Source organism: Anaerosalibacter massiliensis, from assembly GCF_024623155.1.
GTDB classification, from domain to species: Bacteria; Bacillota; Clostridia; order Tissierellales; family Sporanaerobacteraceae; genus Anaerosalibacter; species Anaerosalibacter massiliensis.
Map to the genome: position 1 here is coordinate 309,985 of NZ_JANJZL010000001.1, position 11,931 is coordinate 321,915.

11 protein-coding genes and 2 other annotated features are annotated in these 11,931 nt (G+C 29.0%); of the genes, 3 read left to right on the forward strand and 8 right to left on the reverse strand.

The features are described 5' to 3' along the window. Position 1 precedes the first annotated feature (1 nt). On the forward strand, positions 2–343 hold the full coding sequence (locus NSA23_RS01865; protein WP_042681563.1) for a hypothetical protein: 342 nt from the start codon (positions 2–4) through the stop codon (positions 341–343). Between the two features lie 27 nt (positions 344–370). Further along, the gene (locus tag NSA23_RS01870; protein ID WP_042681560.1) at positions 371–616 is read left to right on the forward strand and encodes a hypothetical protein; all 246 of its coding nucleotides are present in this window, start codon (positions 371–373) and stop codon (positions 614–616) included. Positions 617–930: 314 nt separating this feature from the next. Here the strand turns inward: NSA23_RS01870 and NSA23_RS01875 are convergent, their stop codons facing one another. Continuing rightward, a complete protein-coding gene (locus NSA23_RS01875) occupies positions 931–1,566 on the reverse strand; it encodes a hypothetical protein (protein WP_050069794.1) in 636 nt (211 codons plus the stop codon). A gap of 98 nt (positions 1,567–1,664) precedes the next feature. On the opposite strand from NSA23_RS01875, the gene NSA23_RS01880 reads away from it, so the two are divergent. Further along, positions 1,665–2,957 carry a hypothetical protein gene (locus NSA23_RS01880; protein WP_042681557.1) on the forward strand — a complete coding sequence of 431 codons (1,293 nt, stop codon included), beginning with the start codon at positions 1,665–1,667 and terminating at the stop codon, positions 2,955–2,957. Here NSA23_RS01880 and NSA23_RS01885 read toward each other — a convergent pair. The 7 genes from NSA23_RS01885 to NSA23_RS01915 all read right to left on the reverse strand — a co-directional run bounded on the left by NSA23_RS01885 (position 2,950) and on the right by NSA23_RS01915 (position 11,925). After that, complete coding sequence (locus NSA23_RS01885; protein WP_042681555.1) at positions 2,950–3,231, reverse strand: putative Se/S carrier-like protein; 282 nt, start codon at positions 3,229–3,231, stop codon at positions 2,950–2,952. The two genes, NSA23_RS01880 and NSA23_RS01885, sit on opposite strands and share 8 nt — an antisense overlap. Positions 3,232–3,338: 107 nt before the next feature. Then, positions 3,339–3,908, reverse strand: coding sequence for a DUF4489 domain-containing protein (locus tag NSA23_RS01890; protein WP_042681553.1), 570 nt, complete (start codon positions 3,906–3,908; stop codon positions 3,339–3,341). Between the two features lie 235 nt (positions 3,909–4,143). Beyond that, complete coding sequence (locus NSA23_RS01895) at positions 4,144–5,100, reverse strand: L-threonine 3-dehydrogenase (protein ID WP_042681551.1); 957 nt, start codon at positions 5,098–5,100, stop codon at positions 4,144–4,146. An 84-nt stretch (positions 5,101–5,184) separates the two neighbouring features. After that, positions 5,185–6,012: a DegV family protein gene (locus NSA23_RS01900; RefSeq protein ID WP_042681549.1), complete on the reverse strand. Its 828-nt coding sequence runs from the start codon at positions 6,010–6,012 to the stop codon at positions 5,185–5,187. A gap of 55 nt (positions 6,013–6,067) precedes the next feature. Next, positions 6,068–8,476, reverse strand: a complete 2,409-nt coding sequence (gene leuS, locus NSA23_RS01905; protein ID WP_042681547.1) for a leucine--tRNA ligase — start codon at positions 8,474–8,476, stop codon at positions 6,068–6,070. A gap of 50 nt (positions 8,477–8,526) precedes the next feature. Next, positions 8,527–8,738, reverse strand: a binding site (T-box leader). 148 nt (positions 8,739–8,886) lie between these two features. Next, positions 8,887–10,278, reverse strand: coding sequence for an asparagine--tRNA ligase (gene asnS, locus NSA23_RS01910; RefSeq protein ID WP_042681545.1), 1,392 nt, complete (start codon positions 10,276–10,278; stop codon positions 8,887–8,889). Between the two features lie 45 nt (positions 10,279–10,323). Continuing rightward, positions 10,324–10,559: a binding site (T-box leader), on the reverse strand. Between the two features lie 40 nt (positions 10,560–10,599). Further along, complete coding sequence (locus tag NSA23_RS01915; protein WP_042681542.1) at positions 10,600–11,925, reverse strand: replication-associated recombination protein A; 1,326 nt, start codon at positions 11,923–11,925, stop codon at positions 10,600–10,602. Between the last annotated feature and the right edge of the window lie 6 nt (positions 11,926–11,931).

An 11,931-nucleotide genomic window follows, 5' to 3' on the forward strand; every position in this document is an offset into this window, starting at 1 on the left:
TATGAAATGTAAGTTTTGTAATACTACTGAAATAATAAAAATAAATAAACCTGAAAATGTAAAGTTTCAATGTGAAGAAAATCATATTTGGTTTGAAAATTATAAAGACCAAGGTGGAACTCATGAAAGACCTGAAACATATGAATTGAATTTGGAGGATGTTCTTTTTCCAAAAGAAAAAAAATTATATAAAAAAGTTTTAAATGATATAAATAAAAATCAAAACTTTTATACCAATAGTAGCCCAGAAGAAATCACCTCCCATTTAATTAATGATTGTAATTTTAATGAAGAAGAAATTTATAAATTATTTAAAAAAATATCAAAGTTTAGTAAATCATAATAATTAATGTTAAATGGAGGTGTTATAATGGGAAATGATTTAAGAAAAAATGAATATCCTATTACAAATAATAAAAAAGAAGAGATAAATATTGAATTTAAGGAAGATAAAGAGATTACAGAAGAAGTCTCAAGCAAAAAAGATTCATCTTTAAAAAATGAAAATACTTCTTCTAAAGGAAAATCTATGATTATAGATCCAGTAGATATATTAGATAAATTAGCTTTAATATATGAAAACAAAAGAAAAAATGAAAAACTTTCAAAAAAATAAACTAAATATAGGGTGGAAATAAGTTAAAATACTTATTTTCACCCTATATTTGATTCCAATATATTTTCTATTTCTAATTCAGTACAAATAATAATTATTATCGTGAAATTTTTTCATAGTTAGTTACGTCAGTATTCCTATGCATAACTGTCTCAGTAACCAATACCTTCTTGTATGATTCAAAGAAATTTCTTATATATCCTTGTCTCAAACCAATATTTAACAATATCAGGACTAGTATTAAACTTTCACCACTAAGTTAATTCCTATTTTAATCATACTTACGAAAAAAAGAAGAGCCTAACGCTCTTCTTTTAATCTTCATCTTCAAATATATCCTGATATTGTAGGGGAGAGAATAAAGGAAATGGATGGCAATCAAAATCATCACAAATATCTTCTGGACTAAACTCTTCACACTCTGGTGGTTCTGGGCAAAAACCAAATGTAGGAATTAGTAATTGAACTCTACCTAAAACTTTAATTATTATAAATAAACCTGCTGCAAAAGTAAGCTTTTTATCTATTACCATAGGTTGACCTAATACTTGAGAGTTTGTTTCTACAATGATTTTAAACTCAAATTCATCTCTTGCATCTGGTATAAACATTACTATATCTTCCTTAGTATCTGGCAAAAGCCCTTCGACCGACGTACCATCAGACATAATTACTTCATATGGTACCCTTAATGTAAATTGAACCCTCCTAAAGTGTGGTTTATTAGGTATGTCAGATATTATTAAAGTATCTGGAACTATAAACCCAGGTTTAAATCTTATATTATCAAAAGATTTGGAACCTATGTCAAGCTCTACTTTAGGATAACATTCTCTCTGTTGACATTGATCATAAACTTTATCTACCATAATACAATCTAATTCCTTGATTTGATTTAAATCAAATTCCATTTTTCCATTACAACTGGAAAACTTGAAACCTTCAGTCATCATTTTCACTCCTTTATCTTTAATAAATTAACTCTTACTCTCATATTATGAATTATATAAAGTTTTGTGATTTTTTATATAAAAAAGGAGGGAATAAATTGAACATTAAAATAAAAGAAAGTGAACTTATTAAAAATTCAAAAGGAGAATATTTCAATTTTTACATCGATGAAAAAAACAATTTGCTTTTTAATAAATTTGATAATAAAAATAATAATATTATTTCTCTTTCTGAAATAGAGCATAATATATTAGATTTTTCAGTAATTATTGATGAAAAAGATAAGATACAATTAATTTATTTAATTGAAAATGGTAATTTGATACACTGTACTTATACTCAAAAAAAGTGGATTAAGCAATCAATTTTTAGGTTAAATACTAAATCAAATATTTATAAACATATAACCTTATTTATGTCAAATAATTCTGTAAATATTTTTTATGCTTGTGCTAATCTAGTAAATATTAATTTATGGAGCATAGAACAAATAACTAAAAATTCTTCAAATTGGACAAAAAAAACTGTAACAAGTATATTTTCCAAGAAAATACTTGCTCCCTTTTACATTGATTCAGATAATTTAGGCAATATACATCTTGTTTTTAGAACTAATGAACGTAACTCAACACATATTTACTATACCTTTTATAATGTTTTTATAAAAAAATGGTCTCAAATTATTGAAAAAATCTCTCTTACTAAGACAAATAACAAATTTCCATATTTATTTATAGATTCTAAAAACAATATTCATATTCTTTGGTCTAGTTTAGAAGACAAAGATTATATTCTTAGATACAAAAAATTATCTCCTGGAGGACAAAGTAAATTTAAATGGAAAAAAATAAATTTACCTGTTATTAATAACTGTACATATACACCTATAATGTCAGAAATAAATGAAACTTTAAAAATAACATATCTGAAAGATGATGAAATAGGATGTTTAAATTCAATGGACTATGGCGAAACTTGGATCCTTATAGATAAAATAAAACTAAATAGCCCTTCTATATGGTTCTTAAAATACTCATCTAATTCTAAAAAAAAATATCTTAATAACAAAACTAATAATTTTTATGCCCAAATTAGTGATAAAATGTATCTATTTTTTAATGAAAAAGATCAAAAAAAAATCAACTTTGATAAAGAAGAAATAATAAACTTAAATAATAAGGATATACAAATTGAAGAAAAAGATGAATTAATTTCTATTCACAACTCTGACTTTATGGAGCTCAAGAAAAATATACTAGAAATAAAAGAAACAATAGAACAAATAATTGCTCACTCAAATATTATAGAAGAAGAATTAAAACTAATGAAAGAAAAACTGATGAGTACTGAGGACCAAAAGCATAAAAAAGGTTTTTTCAAGTTTAAATAAAATATTTTATCTTTTTAATGGTTTTTTCACCATTTATTCTTTCAATTTTATATACATCTTTAATTTCCATGTTTAATTTATTTGTTTCTTTCATAATAATTTGTAAATCTTCTATTTTTTTAAATTTAATCGCATAATCACATCCTCTCCTTATTTCATAAGGAGTAGATATAATATCAAATTTTGTGTAGCCTAGGTTTTCTAATATATATATAATCTGTATTACATAATTTTTTGAACTCAATAAACATATATAATAATTTTTCTCTCTCAATTTTTAAATCACCTCTAATTATATTTATTCTAAATATAATTATTATAAACTCCTTTCTAGTAGCATATACTACTAGAAAGGAGCTTTAATGATAAACTAATATTGTATTAACATTGTTCAGTTACTAATGTGGATATAACTCCTTTACTTATATTAAATGAACCTGTTATAGCTGCAGTAGATGTTCCTTCAACTGTTATTCTATAAGTGCAACATTCTCCAGGACAAAAATCTTCATCACATATACTAAAACTAACTGGACTAGATGCAACAATTGCTGCTGTAACTGGAATAGTATTTGGTATAACAATTGTATCTATTTCTACCTCTGGTCCATTATCACATCTTCTGTATACTCTAAAAGTCAATGTGAAGTTGGTAGCAGCAGTCAAATTAAGGTTTGCTATAGCTGAAAAGTCTATTTTCAATTTTGGTTTATCATAACATCTCAAGTCTACTGAAACATTTCCTAGTGTAGTTTGTACTGGTGGTGTAGTAGCTAAATTAATAAAAGGTATATTTACAGCACCACATATTTCTTTGCACTTTAAACCTAGATTTTTTGGTTCACAATCTTTTTTTGGTGGTTTATGGCAACTGGATTTATGATGATTTTCATGAGAATGTTCATGTTTGTGACAACATTTATTTGGATTATAATAATAAACTTTCGTCATAATCTAAATCTCCTTTCTTCAAATTTATTATTTAAATATTTTTTACCTTGTAATAAAATATTTCTTTCTTTAATACTAATATATTATAAAAGTTATCTTTGTGTGATTATATTAATTAATTTATATGTAATAATATAATTACATTTCTTCTCTTTTTATTTTTAAAAAATATATATCTAAATAAACAAAGGGACCATTCTCTATTAGAAAGATCCCTTTTAATTTACGCATATTCCTACTTATTTAATTTTAATTTTAGTTTCTCCAACATATCTTCAGTCATTTTAGCTAAATCATATTTAGGATTCCAACCCCATTCTTCTCTTGCTGCAGTATCATCAAGAGAATTTGGCCAAGATTCTGCTATTGCCTGTCTTACTGGATCTACATCATAATCCATCTCAAATTCAGGTATATGTTTTTTAATCTCAGCAGCTATATCTTCTGGTTCAAAACTCATAGCTGTAATATTGAAAGCATTTCTATGAATAAGTTTATCTGGATCTGCTTGCATAAGCTGAATTATAGCGTCAATAGCATCTGGCATATACATCATATCCATATAAGTACCTTCTTTAATAAAAGATGTATACCTTCCATGTTTTAATGCATCATAATATATATGCACTGCGTAATCTGTTGTTCCACCACCTGGTAATGTCTTATGGGATATAAGTCCTGGAAAACGTACTCCTCTAGTATCTACACCAAATTTTTTAAAGTAGTAATCACATAGAATTTCTCCCGCAACTTTTGTTACACCATACATAGTTTCTGGTCTTTGTATAGTATCTTGAGGTGTCTTATCCTGAGGTGTAGATGGTCCAAAAGCTGCAATAGAACTTGGGGTAAATACTAAGCAATTTTCTTCTCTTCCTATTTCTAAAATATTATACAGACCATTCATATTAATATTCCATGCTTGATTAGGCCTTTCTTCCCCTACAGCTGATAGTATTGCTGCTAAATGAATAATGGTGTCAACTTTATGTTTCTTTACTACATTGGCTAACTTTTCGCCTTCCAACACATCTACTACTTCAAAAGGACCTGATTCAATTACCTCCTCTTGTCCTTCCTTTTTTCTCCTACTACTAGCTATAACATTGTTGTCACCATACATCTTTCTCAATTCCATAGTAAGTTCAGATCCTATTTGACCAAGAGCTCCTGTAACTAAAATCTTTTTCATTAAACAGCACCTCCAAAAAATAGATTTTTTATACTTATTTCCCATCTCATTATAACATACTTTTTGAAAATTGAAATATATTTATCAATAACTATAACAGACTCCTATAGTCTCTGGTCCTAAATGAGCACCTACTACTGGTCCTATTTCATCTATAGTCACTACCGCTTTAGGAAAAATCTCTATTAATTTACTCTTTAAACTTAAAGCTTCATCATAGTTTAATATGTGACAAATGCTAATTTGATTTATATTAGAAGGAATTAATCCAAGCATCTTCTTTACAGCTCTATTTTTTCCTCTAGTTTTCTCTAACAATTCCAACTCACCATTTTGAAGTGCTATAATCGGTTTAATATTCAAAACTGAACCTATGACAGTGCTAACAGCACTCAATCTTCCTCCTCTTTTCAAATATTCCAATGTTCCTACTGTAAAATAAATAGCCATACCTTTTTCCATTTCAGCTACACGATTTATTATTTCATCTCTACTCTTACCATCCTCAATCATATCTACAGCTTCTTCGACTAATAATTTTAGATTAGAAGCTGCCTGCCTAGAATCCACTACTGTTATTCTACTTTCTTCTGACATAGTTCTAGCTAACATAGCATTGTTATAAGTGCCACTTAATTTAGAAGATAAAGTTAAAACTATTATTTCATCATATTTATTAAGAGCTTCTTCATATTCTTTAAGGAAATCTCCTGTAGAAGGTTGAGATGTTATTGGAAAATCCTTAGATTCACTTAATCTTTTGAAAAACTCATCAAATTCTCCAGGAAATCCTTCTTTATAAGTTTCATTTTCAAAAGTATAACTTAATGGTATAACAGAAATATCTCTTTCCAATGCATACTCTTTGCTTAAATAACTAGTACTATCTGTAATTATCTTAATTTTTTTCATATTTTTGCCTCCTATAGGTAATTTAAAAGGGAGGAAAACCTCCCTTTTTGACCAATTATTTAACTACTATATTATATATTTTACCCGGTATATATATTTCCTTAACAATTTCTTTATCTTCAATAAATTTCTTAACACCTTCATTTTGTACTACTTTATCTCTTATACTTTCTTTAGATTCATCTATAGCTATTTTCTCCCTACCTCTAACCTTCCCATTCACCTGAATGGCAATTTCTACTACATCCTCTACTAACTTATTTTTATCCCATTTTGGCCAAATAGATTCGTGTAATGTATCACCTAGTCCTGATTTTTCCCAAACTTCTTCAGTAATATGAGGTGCTACAGGATTTAGAAGTATTAGGTAAGTCCTAAGCTCTTCTTTATTTATTTTTCCTATATCATTAAATTCATTTAACAGAGACATTAATGCTGCAATAGCTGTATTAAACTTCAATGTTTCATAATCCTCTGTTACTTTTTTTATAGTTTTATGAATACTTGCCTCTAGCTTATCTGAATAACTATTTCCATCTACAACTATATCTTGAAGCCTCCATACTCTTTCTAAAAATCTTCTACAACCCTTAACTCCATTTTCAGACCAAGGAACACTTTTTTCAAAATCTCCTATGAACATTTCATAAGTTCTTAATGTATCCGCTCCATATTCATTCACTATGTCATCTGGATTAACTACATTTCCTCTGGATTTTGACATTTTTTCATTATTGCCTCCCAAGATCATTCCATGGGCAGTTCTTTTATTGTATGGCTCTTTAGAAGATACTACTCCTATATCATATAAAAATTTATGCCAAAATCTTGAATACAATAAATGAAGGGTTGTATGCTCCATTCCTCCATTATACCAGTCTACTGGAAGCCAATAATCTATTTCTTCCTTACTTGCTATTTCTTTGTCATTATATGGATCTATATATCTTAAGAAATACCAAGAAGAACCAGCCCATTGTGGCATAGTATCTGTTTCTCTTGTAGCGTTCCCTCCACATTTAGGACAACTTACATTCACCCATTCTTCCATATTTGCAAGAGGTGATTCTCCATTATGGGTAGGCTCGTAATTCTCCACTTCAGGTAACATAACTGGAAGTTCCTCCTCTGGAACTGGAACCCATCCACATTTTTCACAGTGCACAAGAGGTATAGGTTCTCCCCAATATCTTTGACGTGAAAATACCCAATCTCTCAATTTATAATTAACTTTTCTTTTACCTAAGCCTTTTTCCTCTAACCAATTGCTCATTTTCCCTATAGCATCCTTCACTTCTAATCCATTTATAAAATCAGAGTTAACTAATATTCCTGTTTCTGTATCTGTATAGGCTTCTTTTTTAACATCTCCGCCTTTAACTACCTCTACAATTGGAAGTTCAAACTTTTTAGCAAATTCCCAGTCTCTACTATCATGGGCAGGTACAGACATTATAGCACCAGTTCCATAACCCATAAGTACATAATCAGATATCCAAATAGATATTTCTTTGTTATTTACTGGATTTATTGCCTTCAAACCTTTAATCTCTACCCCTGTTTTCTCTTTATTTAATTCAGTTCTTTCAAAATCTGATTTCTTAGTAGCCATTTCTTGATATTCTCTTACTTCATCCATATTTTCTATAATATCATTATACTTTTCTATTAATGGATGTTCAGCAGCAATAACCATATATGTTGCACCAAATAATGTATCAGGCCTAGTAGTAAATACTTTTAAGGAATCTTCTTTTCCTGCAATTTGAAAATCTACTTCCATTCCTTCAGATCTACCTATCCAATTTATTTGCTGAGTTTTAATTCTATCTATATAATCTACAGTATCTAAATCATTAATCAATCTATCTGCATATTCAGTAATCTTTAGCATCCATTGGTTTTTTACTTTTCTAACAACCTCTCCACCACATCTTTCACAGCTTCCATTTACTACTTCTTCATTTGCTAAACCCACTTTACAGGATGTACACCAATTTATAGGCATTTCCTTTTTGTATGCAAGACCTTTTTTAAACATTTGCAAAAATATCCATTGAGTCCATTTATAATATGCTGGATCTGTAGTATTTATCTCTTTTGACCAATCAAATGAAAATCCTATGGATTTAAGTTGTTTTTTAAATTTAGCCACATTGTTTTCTGTAACTACTTTTGGATGTATTTTATGCTGTATAGCAAAATTTTCCGTTGGAAGTCCAAAAGCATCCCATCCCATTGGATACAATACATTATATCCTTGAAACCTTCTTTTTCTAGAAACTACATCTAAAGCTGTATAAGGTCTAGGATGACCTACATGTAACCCTTGCCCTGAAGGATAAGGAAACTCTATAAGTGCATAGAATTTTGGTTTTGTCTTATCATCACTAGTTTTAAATATTTCTTTTTCATCCCATATATCTTGCCACTTCTTTTCAATTGTTTTCGGATTATATTCCATTCTTTATTACCTCCTTGCTATTTTATAAAAACAAAAAAGCCCTTATCTCTATTAGAGACGAAAGGCTTCATTCCGCGGTACCACACTAATTGATAGAAAAAATCTATCCACTCTAAGAATAACGGCTCTTCTGCCGGTTAAAGCTAATAGTTTTCACTTTAACAACTCAAGGACGAGTTCAGAATTATTTCTACTGTCTTCCACCAAGTGACAGCTCTCTATAAGAAATAAAAAACCTACTACTTCCTTTCACAGCTACATATATAATTTATTTTGAAAAATAATATGTTTTAGAGTCTATTATAGCAAAGATATATGAATAAATCAAGGTCTTTAATTGGGAATTTAAAATAAAAAATTTCAGAAAAACCTATTATAGATTTTCCTGAAATTTTAGTCCTCATTTCAAATTAAAATTCTGCTAAACCTACTGTTCTTGGAAAAGGTATTACATCCCTAATATTCTTCATACCAGTCATGTACATAATAGCTCTTTCGAATCCAAGACCAAAGCCTGCGTGTTTTGTTCCACCATATTTTCGAAGTTCTAGATACCACCAGTATTCTTCTTTATTCATTCCTAACTCTTCCATTCTCTTTTCTAAAATATCCAATCTTTCCTCTCTTTGACTACCGCCAACTATTTCACCAACTCCAGGTACTAATAAATCCATAGCTGCTACAGTCTTACCGTCATCATTTAACCTCATATAAAATGCTTTTATATCCTTTGGATAATCCATTACAAATACTGGTTTTCTAAATACCTTTTCTGTTATATATCTTTCATGTTCAGTTTGCAAATCTATTCCCCATTTAACTGGATATTGGAATTTTTCTTTGGATTTTTCTAATATATCTATTGCCTCTGTATAGGTTATACGTTCAAATTCAGAATTAACTACATTTTCAAGCCTATCAAAAAGTCCCTTATCAACAAAGGAGTTGAAAAATTTCATTTCTTCCTTAGCATTTTCCATTACATAATTAATTATATATTTCATCATATCTTCTGCCAAATCCATATTGTCATTTAAATCAGCAAAAGCAATTTCTGGCTCTATCATCCAAAATTCTGCTGCATGACGAGCAGTGTTTGAATTTTCTGCTCTAAAAGTTGGTCCAAAAGTATAGACATTTCTAAAAGCTAATGCATAAGCCTCTGCTTCTAATTGTCCACTAACAGTTAAATTTGTATCTTTTCCAAAAAAATCTTCAGAGAAATCTACTTTACCATCATCGTCTAATGGTATATTTTTTAAATCTAGGTTAGTAACCCTAAACATTTCTCCTGCACCTTCAGCATCACTTCCAGTAATTATTGGAGTGTGAACATATACAAAATTTCTTTCTTGAAAAAATTTATGAACTGCATAAGCTGCTAAAGATCTAACTCTAAATACTGCAGAAAAAGCATTACTTCTAGGTCTTAAGTGAGCTATAGTTCTTAAATACTCAAAAGAATGTCTTTTCTTTTGTAAAGGATAATCTCTTTCTGAATCACCTATAATAGAAACATTAGTTGCCTTAATTTCAAATGGCTGTTTCGCCTGTGGTGTAGGATCTAATTTACCCTGTACTACTATTGAAGAACTAATAGGGAACTTAGATATTTCCTTAAAATTTTCAAGATTTTCATCAAAAACAACTTGAATATTTTTAAAGAAAGTACCATCATTTACTTCTATAAATCCAAATTTTTTAGAAGATCTTAATGTCCTTATCCATCCTTCTATTTGAATTTCATTATTTAAATATTTTTCTGAATCCTTAAAAATTTCTTTTACAGTTGCTTTTTCCATTCTCATTCTCCTTTCAAAATGAAATAAAAAAACCCTTCGTCCTTATAAAGGGACGAAAGGTTCGCGGTACCACCCTAATTGTCATATTTAGATGACCTACTTCATTTAGCACATTAAATGCCTATCATATATAACGGTATGATACCGTCTAAGCCTACTCTCTAAATAATTTCGGTTAGAAACTCCAGGATGTTTTTCAATATAGAATCCGTATCGGTCTTCCACCGTCACCGACTCGCTAAGACTTTTCCTATATTTACTCTTCCTATCAAAGTATTTATACACATGAAAAATATTGTTTTACCTACAATTATAATTTCATTATTTCCTTTTGTCAAATAATTTATTTAATTTTTCCTTTATTTTTCTTTCATATCCATTTTCTGTAGGAACATAATATACCTTATTCTTAAATTCATTAGGTAAGTATTGTTGCTCTACATATGAATTTGGATAATCATGAGGATATTTATAATTGTCATCATTCTTTAATTTATTGCCTTTCTTATAACTATTATCTCTTAAATATGATGGAACTAAACCTATTTTTTCATTTCTCACATCTTTTAATGCATTATTTATGCCTAAATAAGAAGAATTGCTTTTTGGTGCACAAGCCATATATACCGCAGCTTGAGCTAATGGTATCCTTCCTTCAGGCATTCCTATTATATCTATTGCTTGAAATGCAGATATAGCAATATTTAAAGCTTGAGGATCTGCATTTCCTACATCCTCAGAAGCAGATATTATAATTCTTCTTCCTATAAACTTAGGATCCTCTCCTGCTTCAATCATTTTAGCAAGCCAATACAATGTTGCATCTGGATCTGAACCTCTCATACTTTTAATAAAGGCAGAAACAGTATCATAATGTTCATCTCCAGCTTTATCATATTTTATTCCCTTAGTTTGAATACAATCCTTTATAACTTCCCTTGTAATAAGAATTTTTCCTTCTCCATCTTTAGTAGTTGTCAAAACTGCTAACTCTAAAGAATTTAGAATCATTCTAGCATCTCCATCTGCTATATTAATAAGATAATCTATAGCATCTTCATCAATATCAATATTATTCTTCCCTAAACCTCTTCTGTCATCTTTTAAAGCCCTAGATAATAATAATTTTAGGTCTTTATCTTTTAATGATTCTAATTGTATAACTGTCATTCTGGATAATAGAGCTTTATTAACTTCAAAATAAGGGTTTTCAGTCGTTGCTCCAATTAAAATAATTATACCTCTTTCTACAAAAGGCAGAAGTGCATCTTGTTGCGACTTATTAAATCTATGTATCTCATCTATAAACAATACAGTCCTCTTGCTATACATTTTTAACTTTTCTTCTGCAATTTCTGTTACTTTTCTAATATCCTTAACTCCTGATGTGACTGCACTTAACTTTTCAAAATTCATTTCTGTAGTATTAGCAATAATCATTGCCAATGTAGTTTTACCTGTCCCTGGAGGACCATAAAATATCATAGAAGGCAATCTGTCTGCTTTAATAGCTCTATTTAAAAATTTTCCTTCTTCTAGTATATGTTTTTGCCCTACAAACTCTTCCAAAGTTTTTGGTCTCATTCTTTCTGCTAATGGTGCTTCTCTATCTAATTGTTTTTCCATGTTATAACTAAAAAGATCCATTAAATC

Coding starts and splice junctions, on each gene's coding strand:
- NSA23_RS01875 (WP_050069794.1), bottom strand. CDS start 1,566: ATGACTGAAGGTTTCAAGTTTTCCAGTTGTAATGGAAAAATGGAATTT.
- NSA23_RS01915 (WP_042681542.1), bottom strand. CDS start 11,925: ATGGATCTTTTTAGTTATAACATGGAAAAACAATTAGATAGAGAAGCA.
- NSA23_RS01895 (WP_042681551.1), bottom strand. CDS start 5,100: ATGAAAAAGATTTTAGTTACAGGAGCTCTTGGTCAAATAGGATCTGAA.
- asnS (WP_042681545.1), bottom strand. CDS start 10,278: ATGGAAAAAGCAACTGTAAAAGAAATTTTTAAGGATTCAGAAAAATAT.
- NSA23_RS01865 (WP_042681563.1), top strand. CDS start 2: ATGAAATGTAAGTTTTGTAATACTACTGAAATAATAAAAATAAATAAA.
- NSA23_RS01890 (WP_042681553.1), bottom strand. CDS start 3,908: ATGACGAAAGTTTATTATTATAATCCAAATAAATGTTGTCACAAACAT.
- NSA23_RS01900 (WP_042681549.1), bottom strand. CDS start 6,012: ATGAAAAAAATTAAGATAATTACAGATAGTACTAGTTATTTAAGCAAA.
- leuS (WP_042681547.1), bottom strand. CDS start 8,476: ATGGAATATAATCCGAAAACAATTGAAAAGAAGTGGCAAGATATATGG.
- NSA23_RS01870 (WP_042681560.1), top strand. CDS start 371: ATGGGAAATGATTTAAGAAAAAATGAATATCCTATTACAAATAATAAA.